Source organism: uncultured Porphyromonas sp., assembly GCF_900541275.1.
Taxonomy (GTDB): domain Bacteria; phylum Bacteroidota; class Bacteroidia; order Bacteroidales; family Porphyromonadaceae; genus Porphyromonas_A.
Window position 1 is genome coordinate 402,480 of sequence record NZ_UQJH01000001.1, and the last position, 14,881, is coordinate 417,360.

The window sequence follows — 14,881 nt, forward strand, 5'->3', positions numbered from 1 at the left end:
ACTAAAGCTGCAGCTGCTTCACGACCGAGTCATATAGACTTTGCTTCCGCTCCATATGCTCCCGGACACACTGGACATACACATCCTGCTCCAGCTCATCCGCTGCGTCCAGCTGGGTAGTTGCTGAGGAGGATATTCTCCGGTCGATCGCATGCTCCTTGGCAGCATCCTGGATGAGACTGCGATCTATCGTCAGCACCGCATCGATCCACCGATCCAGTATCTCATGGACCACCTCTGCCGTCAGAGACTCGGACTTATCAAGCCCGTACCACCTATAGATCAGGTCGTAACTCCAGTCCCACTCCAGCTCGTAATACCTCTCATGCAGTGATCGGACCTGGCTGCTGAAGTCCTCGATCGTCGCGTACGCAGTCTCCCTCAAGCCATCAGTGAGTCGTCTCACCCCACGCTCGGGAGCAATCATACCACACAGGTCCGTCCAGAGACCTACTCCCTCATCGTGATCCGGTCGGAGCAGTCTCTGGAGATCCTCAATAGTGGCAATCTCTTGGCTCTCCACCTTGTCCCGGATACGAGTGATGAGGGAGTTGCCGATAAACTTGTCGATACCCAGCCTATAGATCCTAAGCCCATGGTGCAGGGATGAGGACTTAAGGTGGAGATTGTGATAAATGTAGGTCTCATCGTGCTGCCCGACAAAGTCAAGCAGCTCCTGCAGCTTGCGATATCCTTGCTCCATTTTTCCCACCGTGTAGGGACTGAGCAGGTTATAATTAACGCAATCGAGCTTACAGTCTCCCGGTCGGTGATCACGAGAGGGCCATTTCTTGGCATCACGCATCGTCCCAATAGTCAGTAGTGCTCGACCGGGCACGAGATAAGTCTCATTGTGATTCTCGATCACGTAGCTGAAGGGGAAAGCGGAGGTATCCACATGGTCCGTATGCCGGCCCATAATCAAGCTGAATGGACCGATCCTTGAGGGCCAGAGGATATACGAGTCACTTGAGGTCTTACTTCCCCGCTCCACGACACCATGATGGATGGGACCAGTCTTGTAGAGGTGATTACTCTGGTTGGATCCCGAGCCCGCATTCAGGAAGGAGAAAAGGCCTGCGATCAGTAAGGAGCTCTTATGCATAGATACCGTGAAGGGACCTGCGACAATGGCAGCCGCCTCCCCATTCTCTAAGGTACAATTACTGAATATCAGCGACTCATTGGCAGAGAAAAGATTTCCCACCTTAGCAGACTGACCGACAAAGACCATATGTAGCGTACAATTATCCAACATCGAAGCACCGGCAGCCGCGATGAAGTGCTTACCGATCACTCCATTACCGACCACAGCCGGGTATCCGGGGCGACTGCAGAGGGAGAAGTCGCTGAGGATTGATGCACCATCGATGATGCTCCCATCGCCTATGTACCCATCGATGATGGTACCAGTATTGACGATCCTCACGTTGTCTCCTATCGTCCCTCGCTCCGAGCGACACTCCTCCACGTCCTCGCTAATCAGCCGTGTCAGCTCCTTATGGATGGGATCCGAGTCAGGGGTAGTCACCAGCAGGTAGGCAATCTGAGCGGTCAACTTGCGCGAGAGAGGCACCTCTATGCCACCGGTCTCATTGAGTACCGGCACAGAAACGCCATTGCCAAAGGTCGACGAGCCGGACATATAGATGGCATTGACATTACTTACCGTGACGTCAGCTCCTATATCGTAGTCCGATATGCAGTCGCGGACATTGGCAATATACGCTCCATCCCCTATGGTTGTGTCCTTCAGGAGAGCGTGACAGATACCATTACTCCGCTTGATCCCATACCTATCTATGTGGGTGCCGGATAGGTCTCCGAGGGTACAGTGACCCACAAACGTCACCTCGGTCAGCTGTGAGGGGGCAAAGGTATCACTCACCTCGATGTGGCTCCAGTCATCTGCCTGACACCGCCTATTTTCCTCCAGAAGTCTAATCTCCTCCTCTGTCAAGTGTCTCATAATAATCTATTTCTTTAGAAAGTAAATCTCCATAAATGACGAGTGCGACCAACAAACCTGTCAGCCGCACTCGCTTAAAATCTAATAATCCTCCTCCTGCAGACGGACGTACATACTATGCATCTACAGTGGCAAAGGTGGCATTCTCCTTGATGAAGTCTCTACGAGGCTCCACATCCTCACCCATCAGCATCGAGAAGACTCGATCAGCCTCCACGGCATTCTCCAGAGTGACCTGCTTGAGATAGCGTCCCTGAGGATCCATTGTCGTTTCCCAGAGCTGACTGGCGTCCATCTCTCCAAGACCCTTGTAGCGCTGGGTGATGATCTTAGACTCGTCACCGGCGCCATACTGGGCGATAAAGTCCGCCCTGTCTTCATCATTAAAGCAGTAGTCGATCTTGTCCCCACTCTTGGTCCGGCACTGATAGAGTGGCGGATTGGCAATATAGATGTATCCCTCCTCCACAAGGGCACGCATATGGCGGAAGAAGAAGGTGAGCAGCAGGGTGGCGATATGCGCACCATCCACATCGGCATCGGTCATGATGATCACCTTGTGGTATCTCAGCTTGGAGTAATTAAGCGCCTTGGGATCATCCTCTGTACCGACGGAGACACCGAGGGCGGTGTACATCGACTGGATCTCCTTATTCTCAAATACTCTGTGGGGCATCGCCTTCTCCACATTCAGGATCTTTCCTCTTAGAGGCAGGATAGCCTGATACTTGGAGTCTCGGCCCAGCTTGGCAGTACCACCTGCAGAGTCTCCCTCGACTAAGAATAGCTCACACTCCTCAGGATCTCGGCTGCGGCAGTCTGCCAGCTTGCCGGGTAGACCACCGGAGAACATCGGTCCCTTGCGCTGAACCATCTCTCGCGCTCTCTTGGCTGCAGTACGCGCCTTAGCCGCCAGGACCACCTTGTCGACGATGGCACGAGCCTCCTTGGGATGCTCCTCGAGGTACTCCGTCAGTGCATCGCTGACGGCAGAGTCGACGATGCCTGTGATCTCAGAATTGCCGAGCTTCGTCTTCGTCTGACCCTCAAACTGTGGCTCAGCCACCTTGATAGAGATCACGGCCGTAAGTCCCTCACGGAAGTCATCACCGGTGATCTCGACCTTCTCCTTCTCGAGGATGCCGGAGTCATCGGCATACTTCTTCAGGGTACGTGTCAGCGCGCGACGGAAGCCGGTCAGGTGAGTACCACCCTCTCCGGTATGGATATTATTGACGTAGGTAAAGATATTCTCGTTGAAGTCCGTATTGTACGTCATCGCCACCTCCACCGGGACATCATCACGCACGGTATCGATATCTATGACATCGCTGATGAGTGGCTCCTTATTGGCATCCAGATACCTCACGAAGTCGACCAGACCATGAGCCGAGTGGAATGACTCACGCCTAGGGTTACCATCCTCGTCCCTATCTCTGTAGTCGGTCAGCTGGATCTCAAGCCCTCCATTGAGGAAAGCAAGCTCTCTCATACGCTCCTCCAGGACTGAGAACTGGTATTGGGTGGTAGTAAAAATGGTGTCATCGGGGAGAAAGCTGACTACCGTACCGGTGTGATCACTCGTGCCGATCACCTCCAGCTGGCTCACCGGCTTGCCCTTCTCATAGTCCTGAGCATAGATCTTACCATCGCGATAGACCTCCACACGAAGTTTATTGGAGAGGGCATTTACACAGGAGACGCCCACACCATGAAGTCCTCCGGAGACCTTGTAGGAGTCTTTATTGAACTTACCACCGGCATGCAGCACAGTAAGCACTACCTCGACGGCAGGCTTATGAAGCTTGGGATGCATATCGACCGGAATGCCTCGCCCGTTATCGCGGACTGTGATCGAGTTGTCCTCATTGATATCCACCTCGATCCTATCGCAATACCCGGCCATTGCCTCATCGATAGAGTTGTCGACCACCTCGTTGACCAAGTGGTGCAACCCTCTCGAGCTGACGTCTCCGATGTACATAGCCGGCCGCTTACGGACCGCCTCCAGTCCCTCAAGTACTTGGATGTCGGACGCGTCATACACCTGTGGCTTAGGTGTCTCTATTTCGGTATTCATGGATTGATAATTCTCTTCTTTGTTACTATACAAAGATAGCGAAATAATGCGGATCAGGGAAGAAAAATACACCCGTCTCAAGGGCTATCCGACGACGGACAATCCTGTCCCATTTACCTCGTCAGCCAAGGGATAATTCTAACACCGATATTAGTGTTACCTAATACCGATATTAGAGTTTTCTAATACCGATATTAGTGAAATCTTATACCAGTATTAGTCCGAGTGCTTATGCAGGTTGTCTTGTCAGGGGGCTTTACCGGGATGGTCCGCAGAGCGCTGTATCATCCTCCCAAGCGAGCCCCTGCAGGGGATAGTCGTGAGGGTCCGTAGGCACTGTGTCAAAGATCTGAAACTCGAGACCCAGTCCGACGACAAGCCTCAGCTCCGAGGCATGCTTCTCGAGGTAACGGTCGTAGTACCCTACGCCATGCCCCACTCTGCCCCCGTCTTGGCGACCGAATGCCACCCCGGGGACGACGAGTAACTCAGGCACCTCCTCATCCTCTATCGGGCAGGTCGGCTCAGGGATCCCGTAGCCGGAGAGCTCATAGTCGGAGATGTCACCCATAGGGTAGAAGCGAATAGTCTCACCATCATCACATCTCGGGACAAGTAGGCGACGTGAGCCCTCCTCACGGAGAATGCTAATGAGGGCAGCCGTCTGCACCTCATTTTTCATACTCATAAAGAGCCCCACACTCTGCCCCTGACGCCCCCTCAAGAATTTCTCGTAGAGGGAGCGGCAAGCTCTTGCCGACCGCTCGTCACGCTCCTCAGGAGAGAGCACCCTGAAGTGGTCCCGGACAAGGGCCCGAATCTCTTTCTTGGTGACCGGAGAGCTAAATACTGGTGTCATGATTTGGGATAAAGAAAGTCTACGATTACCTCTCCGACGAAAGTCTCATCGGTGAGTAGATCTGCCGGCTAAAGAGGTCCACCGCGCGACTGATCATCGGATCACTCTGCGCTGCCACCCTTGCCATCGCATCGTCTCCATAGATATACATGATGACAGACTGAGCCATCAGGTCACTGAGATACTCCTCATCGTGAGAGAGGAGGTAGCCCCGCAGCGGGATATTATACTCGCGGGCAGCATAGTTGCCCATCATCCACGGCAGTCCCTGTAGCCTCAGGAAGTCATAGCACTGCAGTTCGTCACCCATACTTGTCAGGTAAGCCCTGTGGCTATCAGCGTAGAGAAAAGCATACTTTTGCGGGCCCCCCCTACGCAAGACGTCCATCGTGTAGCCTGTAAGCTTGGAGCTATCCTGAGGGATGAAGATGTCCGGGATAATGCCGCCACCACCATAGACGAGGCGTCCGCGCCCGGTCTTGTAGACCTTGGAGGAGTCTGTCGGGATCGAGTCGGAGCTGTAGAGCTCACCGTTGCTAAATCGCTTTGCCCAGTCGCTAAAATACTCGCCACTGTCGCCTGTGTGGTACTCCCTCTGGATGCAGCGACCTGAGGGCGTGTAGTAACGGGCGATGGTGAGGTGAACTGAGGAACCATCAGGGTACTCAAAGACTTTCTGTACCAGTCCTTTACCAAAGGAGCGCCGACCGATGACGATCGCTGCGTCGTTATCCTGCATTGCTCCGCTGACGATCTCGGCTGCTGAGGCGGAGGACTCATTGATCAAGATATACAGAGGGAAGTCGACCAGACTGCCCCCCCCACTGCTGAGGTATTGCTCCCTCGGATAGTGCGCACCCTCAATGTAAATCACCGGCTTATCCTTTGGGAGCATCTCATTGATCATCTTCAGGGCAGACTCGAGGATACCACCGGGATTGTCTCTCAAGTCAAGTACAAGACCCTTCATCCCTGCCTGCTGCAACTGAGCGAAAGCCTGCATGAAGTCATTGTAGGTGCTGAGGGAGAACCCATCCAGGCGGATCACACCCAGCGAGTCACTCATCATGTACTTCGCGCCGACCTTACTGGTCGAGACGGGACCACGCTTTACCCGGACTGTCCTCTGGTCATTGGTGGAGGGATCACGGAGAGTGAGGGTCACCATGCTCTCATTGGCTCCCTTGAGCAGACCCATGATCGTATCAGTAGGAATCTTCCCCTCGATGGATCGTCCATCGACACTTATGATGCGATCACCCGCTCTGACTCCGACGAGATCAGAGGGACCATTGGGTATCGTCCGGATCACAATGGCGGTGTCCTTGAGGGAATTGAAGACCACACCAATGCCGTAGAAGTAGCCCTCCAGCTCCTCTCTCTCCTTCTTCCTCTGCTCTGCCGTCAGGTAGCTTGAGTGAGGATCGAGGTGAGACATAAGGCTCGGGATCAGGGTCTCCACCAGGCTGTCACTCGAGACCTCATCCACATACTGAGTGTTGATCAGGTCGAGAGAGGCTTGGAGCTTACTCAGGGCAGAGTTTTTCCCTAGTCCTGCCCTGTAACGGCCGAGGCAGTACCCGCCCCCCGCCAGGAGGAGTGTCGCAAGCCCCACAAGGAGAGTAGCAAGTATATTACGGATAGCTTCCTTAGTCATAGCTCAGTGGTGTGATTAGAGATCCTCCGAGGAATCAATGTCAATATGATCCACAGTGATGCCCGCCTGACGAAGGAGGTCGATGCCCTCAGTGATGCGGTACTGCGTGGCATACACCACTCTGCGGATGCCGGCTTGGATAATGAGCTTTGCGCACTCCATACAGGGGGAGTTTGTCACGTAGATGGTGGCGCCTGTGCTATTATTATTAGAGGCAGCGACCTTGGTAATGGCATTTGCCTCGGCATGGAGCACATAAGCCTTCGTCTTACCCTCATCGTCCTCGCACTTGTTCTCAAATCCGGACGGAGTGCCATTGTACCCGTCGGAGATGATCATCTTGTCCTTGACGATGAGCGCTCCCACGTTGAGACGCGTGCAGTAGGAGTTTTCCGCCCATATACGAGCCATCCGGAGGTACTTCTTGTCGACCTCCAGCTGCTTCTTTTCCTCGTGAGATAGAGCCATTGCCTTATCGAGCTATAGAGAGTTACATCCTCTGAGGTACGCGAATGCCGAGGAGCCCCATAGCGGTCTTGATCACCTTGCCGGTCTCTTCACTCAGGCTGACGCGGAAGGAGCGGAGCTGCGCATTTTCCTCCCGAAGGACAGGGCAGTCGTGATAGAACTGGTTATAGAGCTTTACTAAGTCAAATGTGTAATTGCAGATCGCGGCGGGATTGAGATCATCAGCAGCGGCAGACACCACGCTCGGGAAGCGGTCGATCGCCTGCACGAGGGACTTCTCCTTCTCCTCCAGCTCGAGTGCGGCACCTCTCCAGTCGACTCGATCACCAGCCTTGCTGACCAGACTGCAGATACGAGCATAGGTGTACTGGATGAATGGACCGGTATTCCCATTGAAGTCAATGGACTCCTCGGGGTCAAACATCATATTCTTCCGCGGATCAACCTTCAGGAGGAAGTACTTCAGAGCGCCCATCCCGACGATCTCATCGACCTCGTTGCGCTCATCCTCGGGAAGCTCCTTGATCTGCCCCTGAGTCTCGCTCACATTATGCGCCTCCTCGTGCATCGCCTGCATCAGATCATCTGCATCGACGACCGTACCCTCGCGGCTCTTCATCTTGCCGTTGGGCAGCTCCACCATACCATAGGAGAAGTGGACAAGCTCCTTGCCGAAGGGGAAGCCGAGCTTATCGAGGAGAATGGAGAGGACCTGGAAGTGGTACTCCTGCTCATTACCCACCACGTAGATCATACGATCGATGGGGTAGTCAGCGAAGCGCATCTTTGCCGTGCCTATGTCCTGAGTCATGTAGACCGATGTGCCGTCGGAGCGAAGCAGGATCTTGCGGTCCAGACCATCCTCGCGGAGATCAGCCCATACGGAGCGGTCCTCGTCCCTGACAAAGAGTCCCTCGTTCAGTCCGCGAAGCACCTCCTTCTTTCCCTCCAGATAGGTGTCACTCTCGTAGTAGATCTTATCGAAGTCGACCCCCAGCCGCTTATAAGTCTCATCAAATCCGGTGTAGACCCAGTCATTCATCTTCTTCCAGAGCGAGCGGACCTGCTCATCACCAGCCTCCCACTTCTCCAGCATCTGCCGAGCTTCCTTCATCAGCGGACTGGCTGCCTCAGCCTCTTCCTTAGAGAGTCCCTGAGAGTCCATCAGCTCCTTTACCTCGGCACGGTAGTGCTTGTCGAAGAGGACATAGAAGTCTCCCACCAAGTGGTCCCCCTTTTTGCCCGAGCTCTCCGGCGTAACGCCATCGCCCCACTTGAGCCAAGCCAGCATCGACTTACAGATGTGTATGCCGCGGTCATTGACAATATTAGTCTTGATCACCCGACAGCCGTTTGCCTTAAGTATCTGTGCAAGGCTGTACCCAAGGAGGTTATTCCGCACGTGACCAAGGTGAAGTGGCTTATTCGTATTAGGAGAGGAGTACTCGATCATGTAGAGCGGCGCATCCTCACCAGCGGACCGAGTCCCGAATCGCTGCTGATCAGCCACCTCACCGAGCTGATCCACATAGAGGGCAGAAGTAAGCGAGAGATTGAGAAATCCCTTGACCACATTATAGCTCTGGATCATCCGAGGGAAGTGGGCTGTCAGGTAGTCACCAATGGCATTACCCAGCTCCTCGGGCTTCATATGAGCCTGCTTGAGAAAAGGAAAAACGACAAGGGTAAAGTCCCCCTCCTGATCCTTCCTAGTGGGATCAAGCCGTACCTCTTCAGGTGATAGGTCTATGTCAAAAAGGGCCTTCAGAGCATCCGATACCGCTCTCTGGAGATGATTCTCAAGGGTATGATATGATCTATTAGTCATAAGGATTAGTCGACAAGTTTATTAGTAGTTGTATCCGGGAAAATCACTGTCGGCTCAAAGTGAAGAGCCTCCTCCGGAGTCATCTGTGCATAGGAGATGATGAGGACAATGTCACCGGGCAGGAAGTGTCGGGCAGCAGCTCCATTGAGACAGATCGTCCCGCTACCTCTCTCACCGGGGATCACATAGGTCTCCAGCCGAGCACCATTATTGTTATTAACCACCTGCACCTTCTCTCCCCTAATCAGGTGAGCGGCATCCATTAGCTCCTCATCGATGGTGATACTCCCCACGTAATTAAGGTTTGCCTCAGTGACGTGGACTCGATGGATCTTAGACTTCAATACTCCTATATACATAATACCTGTATCCGATTGCGGGGCAAAATTAGCGTTTTTTCAGCTCACCACTATCCCCGCACTCCGTCCCATAGATAAGCGCGACGGCATAAGCGGTCATCCCCTCCTCTCTCCCGACCGAGTCCATCCGCTCATTAGTGGTTGCCTTGATCGAAATATCCTCTGGAGAGACCTCCAGGAGCTCTGCGATCCGCTCTTGCATCTGTGGCACAAAGGGGTTTAGCTTCGGAGACTCCGCCACAATGGTCGCATCGACATTCCCCACTCTGTAGTTCCTCTCACAGAGCAGGCTATAGACCTCGGCAAGCAGGAGCGTAGAGTCAGCTCCGGCATACTTGGGATCCGTGTCGGGAAAGTGGAAGCCTATGTCTCTCAGGGCAGCAGCTCCGAGGAGAGCATCAGCGATCGCATGGAGCAGCACATCTGCATCGGAGTGCCCCAGGAGCCCTCTGGATGAGGGGATCCGGACCCCACCGAGTGTCAGTGGCCGTCCCTCTACGAGACGATGAACATCATAGCCGTAGCCGACCCTTATCTTTTGCATCATCAGAAGTCTGCACTCAGGGTGACTCTCAGGGTATTATTGAGTGGCGACTTACTATCGCTTGCCACAAAGTAGGCGAGGTCAAGCCTTGCCATCTCGTAGCGAAAGCCTCCACCGAGGGTCAAGCCAGCGCCAAGCCCGGCATCAGGATGGACAAACCTATAGCCTGCTCGAGCGAAGAGCCGTCCCTTATACCCATACTCCACACCGATGGAGGCAGCAAGATCGCGCCATGCATCGGTATCCCGCCACGACTGTCCCATAGCCTGCCATATAGAGTACCGGTAGTAGGCCTTTCGTGCCTCATCCAGACTGCCGGTCTTAGCAGACGTGGGATACTCGGGAACCATCAGCTTGTCTCCTGAGACCTGCAGGAAAAGCTCATCCGACTCGGTGAGCTGAAGTCTCGCTCCCACTCCGAGGTCAAGCGTAGCAGGCGAGTAGAGATAGGAGAGCCCGCCATCGTGCGTCATCTTTCCCCCCACATTGCGTAGAGCCAGGGCTGCAGTAAGCTCGGTCGGCAGACTCTTGATAGAGAAGGACTGGCGATAGGTCACACTGAGATCACCCATTACGGTCTGAGCAAGGCTACTTACTCCATTTTGCGAAATATTGTAGTCGGAGGCAACGTATCGGAGCCCGATCCCGACACTGAGCGTAGGGAGGACCCTCAGTCCATAGCCAAGATCGACAGAGAGTTCGTAGGGACGTGTCTCCATAACGCCTCGCTTACTCTTTGGGAATGCGAGGGTGTGACCGATATTGAAATACCTCATCCCCAGCGCCACGGAGTGACGCAGATCCAATGCCCCATCAAAGGTGTAGTACCCTGTGACAGTCGAGAGGTTTATATCCCGCGTAAGATCCGGCATCCACGGTGTAAAGGAGAGCGACACCCCCCACGTCTTCCCATCGGATATCGGTAGCAGTGACATATTTTGCATCAGGGCAAAGGCTCCGTGGGCAGAGAGGAGACCACTCTCACCCATAGCTGCAGACCCCGCATCAGGAGTGATCAGGAGGGAGGGCGCACCGGTCACTCTCGGAGACCAGGAGTGATCCGAGGGCTCCGTGGCTGGCTCCTGAGCCGACAACCTCGCGAAGGGCGTGAGGATCAGCAGCGTCAGAGCGATCCATTTCTTTTCGATATTCATTCTATACCTATTCTTAGTAGTTCCTGATCCCCCTCTGCAATAAAGAGGTAATGTCCGCCCTCAATGGTCTTGTACTCATCTCCGAGGGGAAAACAAATACAGTCACCCGTCTTGAGGAGATAGAGCTGAGCTATCGCCGAGACCACTTCATTGATCCTATCGTCCGAGGGCAGGGGAAGCGGATCCGAAGACTCACGAAGCGGGGTAGCTCCCTCAGTCTCAAGGAGTGTTACCCGACTAGACCTTAGCTCCTCGATAGGGCAAAAGTCCCCCACTGCAAGCGACCCATCAAAGGAGTAAGCCACACCGGGATCCATACGCTCAGAGAGACGATCGAGCACCAGTTGTCGATCAGCCAAAGCGACCCCCCACGCAGCCCTCCGGTAGTACCTCTCAGCAAAGCGTGGCTCGAAGCCTTTACCCGCACGGTCAATCCTCACGACCAGCTGGGGCATATAGCTCAGTCCCCTCATCCAGGAGGTGATCATGACACGCTTACCACTATTAAGGAGCGTATGATCCCCCCTAAGATAGAGGCTTGTCATTAAGGTGTCCTCCGTGGAGGGAATACCCACAAGGAGGTCAAAGTCAGTGCAGAAGACCTTCATATCTCCTCGTGACCCATAGCGTGGACGCGATTGAACATCACCGCCAGACTGGCATACATCGAGAGATTCTCTACCACCACATCGTCCGGCACAGCGATCCGAAAGGGGGTAAAATTCCATATCGCCCTCAGTCCACTCTCCACAAGTCGATCCGTAACCTCCTGAGCATACTCGACCGGGACGGTCAGCACACCGATCTGTACCCCCTCGTCGAGATGCTGATCCAGCTCAGCCATATCGTAGATAGGCACACCCAGAGAGTCATCGCCAATCACGGAAGGGCTGGTATCGAAGCCCGCCACGATGTCCAGACCATACTGATAGAGTCCCTTATCCCTGATGAGAGCGGCTCCCAGATTACCGCATCCAAAGACATAGGCCTTATGCTGAGCCACAAAGCCGAGAAACTTTCCCAGCACCTCTACCATCTCATCGGTCGAGTAGCCGACGCGAGTCTTACCGACGATATTGACATACGACAGATCCTTGGCAACGAGAGACGGATCGATCCCAATGCTGCGAGCGATGTAGGTACTGGAGACCACCTCCTTACCTCGCGCCTGTAGCAGCTTGATGTACGCCAGATACCACGGCAGACGACGGAGGACAGGCTCCGGCACTTGATTCTTTGGCTTCTTTCTACTCATTAATTGACTCGTACAGCGAAGTTTTTACTCGTCAGAGAAAACCACTCCTCGGGCTCGCTGTGCACCCGAAGAGCTACTCCTTAGCTTACTGCGCTCAAATTTACCATTTTCCCCCTAATTCCTCCATTCCGTACGTCTATGGACCTAAAGACAGGATCTAAAAAACTGCGTGGTTTTTGCGGGGTCGAAGTGCATTTTGGGGCAAAACAATACTATTTGAAGCAAATCGGAGGCACAGATCGCATGAAGAAATCGTGGAGAAAAAGCAAAAAAAGAGAGACTGTAAGTGCTTGATATCAGCGACTTACGGTCTCTCCTTCATTTGCGGTGCGAACGGGACTCGAACCCGTGACCTCCTGCGTGACAGGCAGGCATTCTAACCAGCTGAACTACCGCACCTAACTTCCAGAACTCTTACAGGTCTCTCTGACACTGTTTCTTTCGGTTTTGCTCTGCAAAGGTAAGAATTTTATTGGACACTGCAAGGGGATAGCCCTCTACTATCCCTCAAAATGTGAGGTGAGTCATGATCGGGAAGTGATCCGAGGGAAGCCTGCCATGGTCTTGGTCGGTGATAGTCCGATAGTTATCCACCCTAATATTGGGCGACACCCAGATGTAGTCGATCGGTTCATCAGAGAAGTTGCTCAGATCAAAGTCGTGAAAAGTGCCGGAGGGACCATAGGGCTTTGCCTGGCTGATCGTTCTCGAGTCGCGGAGCAGTGCTGCCTCCCGGAGGATCCGTATCGGCTCTTCATCGGGACCAGCATTGAAGTCACCGGTGAGGATCACCGTCTCTCCCCTCGCGAGCAAGGGACGGATACGGCTCAGCAGGAGGTACGAGGACTGCCGTCTCGCCTCCTGACCGACATGGTCGTAGTGGACATTGAAGAAATACAACGTCTTGCCGCTGATCCGATCACGGAAGTGTCCCCAGCTACATATGCGGAGGCACTCCGAGGCATCCCAGCCGTGAGACGGCACCTCGGGTGTCTCTGACAGCCAAAAGTCTCCCTGATCCAGCAGGTCAAAGCGGTCGGTCCGGTAAAAGATGGCAGAGTGCTCACCAGCCTCCTTACCATCATCACGCCCTACCCCGATGTAGTCATAGCTATCGAGGGTATCGATATCCTTCAGCTGCTCCAGGTAGCCCTCCTGGGTGCCGAGGAAGTCAAAGCCGTAGTAGGCTATCAGGTCGGTGACCATCTGGCAGCGGTTGGCCCAGCTATTCTCACCATCGTGGTCATTGAGGTACCTGAGGTTGAAGCTTCCCACAGTCAGGGGATGTGCTGCCTGCTGTGCGAGAGAGGTCCCCCCAACGAGGAGGGAGCCGATCAGGAGGAGCACCGAAAATAGTCGTTTCATATCAATATAGTCTAGTACGGAGACAAAGATAGCCATTATTACCGACGGAAGGGCTCAGACAAGAGGTCGGTCCGAGGAGCAAAAGGTCCTAGGCGACCATCTCTTCCGGATCAGTAATATCGCATTGCACTAATACCGATATTAGGCGTCACTAATATCGGTATTAGTGACGCCTAATATCGGTAAAAGAAATGATCCAATAGGCAGAGGCTCTTCCGCTATGATCTTCAGGCGATTCACTGATAGGCATTTTCACCTATGGTGACAGAAACAAATCTGTATCCATATCGACACGCATATGAGACAGGGGCGTGGTAGATTTGCGAAAAGTAACAATCGATCAATCATCTATCTCATGACACAACACACTCTGGGACCCTCGGGCACAGGTCTTATCTCGAGACTACTCCTCCCATTACTCACCGCCCTACTGATCACCCCACTAACAATGGAGGCCGAGGAGTCGGGACCATTCCGAGTAGCGTTCCTTACAGACATTCACCTCGACGTACAGGGGACGCCTCGCAAGTGCGCCGGCTACAAGCGTGCTCTGGATAGCGTAAAGGATCACGACGTGGACCTTATGATCCTTGGAGGTGACCTAGCCGACTTGGATCGACGTCTGCCGGAGGACTACGAGAGGGCCGGACTCGCTCTCGACAGGATACGCAGCATGGCCGAGGAGACCGGCATCCCGACCTATTACACCATCGGAAATCATGACCGCTACTACTACCGCGAGGATGGCAGCAAGGAGCCGACGGGGGTGGAGCTCTTCGAGAAGCACCTCTGTCGCTCGACCTACTCCATAGACCACAAAGGGGTCCACTTTGTGGTGATCAACTCGGTCGTCCCGACTAAGAAGGGCAACTATGCGATCTCTCTGGAGCAGATGGAGTGGATCAAGAAGGACCTAAAGAAAATGTCGGAGGGCTGCCCTCTGATCGTGGTTACCCACGTGCCGATCCAGTCGCTGTACTATGCTGCCACGGAGGGAAAGGTGTATGACAAGGACCTGATAAGTAACTTCAAGCCCCTCTGGGATCTCCTCGCGGAGTATCATACGGTGGCGGTGCTACAGGGACACAATCACGTCCATGAGGAGCTATTCAGTCACGGCACTTGGCTCCTGATGGGAGGTGCTGTAAGTGGCGCCTGGTGGCAGGGACCCTTAGATGGCACAGAGGAGGGCTACCTCCTGCTGACTCTCGACCCAGAGAAAGATCAGTACAGCTGGGAGTATATCGACGATGGATGGGACGAGTAGTGGAGTAAAGGATAGAGCAAAAAAAAGAGGTCTCCCTGCCGGATAGCAAGGAGACCTCTTTTTTACCCACCTAAGG

The 14,881-nt window shown here is 53.9% G+C and carries 13 protein-coding genes and 1 tRNA gene; 1 reads left to right on the forward strand and 13 read right to left on the reverse strand.

What is annotated here, in order from left to right; genetic code table 11:
• Window position 1 precedes the first annotated feature (1 nt).
• From QZR17_RS01600 to QZR17_RS01660, 13 genes are all read right to left on the reverse strand, one after another.
• Window positions 2–1,969: a DUF4954 family protein gene (locus QZR17_RS01600; protein ID WP_297126794.1), complete on the reverse strand. Its 1,968-nt coding sequence runs from the start codon at window positions 1,967–1,969 to the stop codon at window positions 2–4.
• Window positions 1,970–2,084: 115 nt separating this feature from the next.
• Window positions 2,085–4,049: a DNA topoisomerase (ATP-hydrolyzing) subunit B gene (gene gyrB, locus QZR17_RS01605; protein WP_297126795.1), complete on the reverse strand. Its 1,965-nt coding sequence runs from the start codon at window positions 4,047–4,049 to the stop codon at window positions 2,085–2,087.
• A gap of 256 nt (window positions 4,050–4,305) precedes the next feature.
• Window positions 4,306–4,908 carry a 5-formyltetrahydrofolate cyclo-ligase gene (locus QZR17_RS01610; RefSeq protein ID WP_297126798.1) on the reverse strand — a complete coding sequence of 201 codons (603 nt, stop codon included), beginning with the start codon at window positions 4,906–4,908 and terminating at the stop codon, window positions 4,306–4,308.
• A gap of 25 nt (window positions 4,909–4,933) precedes the next feature.
• Window positions 4,934–6,565, reverse strand: coding sequence for a S41 family peptidase (locus QZR17_RS01615; protein ID WP_297126801.1), 1,632 nt, complete (start codon window positions 6,563–6,565; stop codon window positions 4,934–4,936).
• 15 nt (window positions 6,566–6,580) lie between these two features.
• Complete coding sequence (locus tag QZR17_RS01620) at window positions 6,581–7,033, reverse strand: dCMP deaminase family protein (protein ID WP_296158705.1); 453 nt, start codon at window positions 7,031–7,033, stop codon at window positions 6,581–6,583.
• 22 nt (window positions 7,034–7,055) lie between these two features.
• Complete coding sequence (argS, locus tag QZR17_RS01625; RefSeq protein ID WP_296158706.1) at window positions 7,056–8,861, reverse strand: arginine--tRNA ligase; 1,806 nt, start codon at window positions 8,859–8,861, stop codon at window positions 7,056–7,058.
• A 5-nt stretch (window positions 8,862–8,866) separates the two neighbouring features.
• On the reverse strand, window positions 8,867–9,220 hold the full coding sequence (gene panD, locus QZR17_RS01630; RefSeq protein WP_018107645.1) for an aspartate 1-decarboxylase: 354 nt from the start codon (window positions 9,218–9,220) through the stop codon (window positions 8,867–8,869).
• 28 nt (window positions 9,221–9,248) lie between these two features.
• Window positions 9,249–9,767, reverse strand: coding sequence for a 2-C-methyl-D-erythritol 2,4-cyclodiphosphate synthase (gene ispF / locus QZR17_RS01635; protein ID WP_297126806.1), 519 nt, complete (start codon window positions 9,765–9,767; stop codon window positions 9,249–9,251).
• On the reverse strand, window positions 9,767–10,918 hold the full coding sequence (locus QZR17_RS01640; protein WP_297126809.1) for a PorV/PorQ family protein: 1,152 nt from the start codon (window positions 10,916–10,918) through the stop codon (window positions 9,767–9,769). Before QZR17_RS01640 ends, ispF begins: the two co-directional genes overlap by 1 nt.
• Entirely contained in the window at window positions 10,915–11,526 is a 612-nt protein-coding gene (locus QZR17_RS01645) for a hypothetical protein (RefSeq protein ID WP_297126812.1), read from the reverse strand. The genes QZR17_RS01640 and QZR17_RS01645 overlap by 4 nt, the downstream gene beginning before the upstream one ends.
• Entirely contained in the window at window positions 11,523–12,173 is a 651-nt protein-coding gene (locus QZR17_RS01650) for a redox-sensing transcriptional repressor Rex (protein ID WP_296164321.1), read from the reverse strand. The genes QZR17_RS01645 and QZR17_RS01650 overlap by 4 nt, the downstream gene beginning before the upstream one ends.
• Window positions 12,174–12,498: 325 nt before the next feature.
• Window positions 12,499–12,572 (reverse strand) — tRNA-Asp (locus tag QZR17_RS01655).
• Between the two features lie 108 nt (window positions 12,573–12,680).
• Window positions 12,681–13,538, reverse strand: coding sequence for an endonuclease/exonuclease/phosphatase family protein (locus QZR17_RS01660; RefSeq protein WP_297126816.1), 858 nt, complete (start codon window positions 13,536–13,538; stop codon window positions 12,681–12,683).
• 355 nt (window positions 13,539–13,893) lie between these two features.
• Between QZR17_RS01660 and QZR17_RS01665 the strand changes: the two genes are divergently transcribed.
• Window positions 13,894–14,805 carry a metallophosphoesterase gene (locus QZR17_RS01665; protein ID WP_297126819.1) on the forward strand — a complete coding sequence of 304 codons (912 nt, stop codon included), beginning with the start codon at window positions 13,894–13,896 and terminating at the stop codon, window positions 14,803–14,805.
• The last annotated feature ends 76 nt before the right edge of the window (window positions 14,806–14,881 follow it).

Excerpts from the sequence above, each read along its gene's own strand:
- QZR17_RS01645 (WP_297126812.1), bottom strand. The coding sequence starts at position 11,526 with ATGAAGGTCTTCTGCACTGACTTTGACCTCCTTGTGGGTATTCCCTCC.
- QZR17_RS01665 (WP_297126819.1), top strand. The coding sequence starts at position 13,894 with ATGACACAACACACTCTGGGACCCTCGGGCACAGGTCTTATCTCGAGA.
- ispF (WP_297126806.1), bottom strand. The coding sequence starts at position 9,767 with ATGATGCAAAAGATAAGGGTCGGCTACGGCTATGATGTTCATCGTCTC.
- QZR17_RS01620 (WP_296158705.1), bottom strand. The coding sequence starts at position 7,033 with ATGGCTCTATCTCACGAGGAAAAGAAGCAGCTGGAGGTCGACAAGAAG.
- QZR17_RS01650 (WP_296164321.1), bottom strand. The coding sequence starts at position 12,173 with ATGAGTAGAAAGAAGCCAAAGAATCAAGTGCCGGAGCCTGTCCTCCGT.
- QZR17_RS01660 (WP_297126816.1), bottom strand. The coding sequence starts at position 13,538 with ATGAAACGACTATTTTCGGTGCTCCTCCTGATCGGCTCCCTCCTCGTT.
- argS (WP_296158706.1), bottom strand. The coding sequence starts at position 8,861 with ATGACTAATAGATCATATCATACCCTTGAGAATCATCTCCAGAGAGCG.
- panD (WP_018107645.1), bottom strand. The coding sequence starts at position 9,220 with ATGTATATAGGAGTATTGAAGTCTAAGATCCATCGAGTCCACGTCACT.
- QZR17_RS01615 (WP_297126801.1), bottom strand. The coding sequence starts at position 6,565 with ATGACTAAGGAAGCTATCCGTAATATACTTGCTACTCTCCTTGTGGGG.
- QZR17_RS01600 (WP_297126794.1), bottom strand. The coding sequence starts at position 1,969 with ATGAGACACTTGACAGAGGAGGAGATTAGACTTCTGGAGGAAAATAGG.
- gyrB (WP_297126795.1), bottom strand. The coding sequence starts at position 4,049 with ATGAATACCGAAATAGAGACACCTAAGCCACAGGTGTATGACGCGTCC.
- QZR17_RS01610 (WP_297126798.1), bottom strand. The coding sequence starts at position 4,908 with ATGACACCAGTATTTAGCTCTCCGGTCACCAAGAAAGAGATTCGGGCC.
- QZR17_RS01640 (WP_297126809.1), bottom strand. The coding sequence starts at position 10,918 with ATGAATATCGAAAAGAAATGGATCGCTCTGACGCTGCTGATCCTCACG.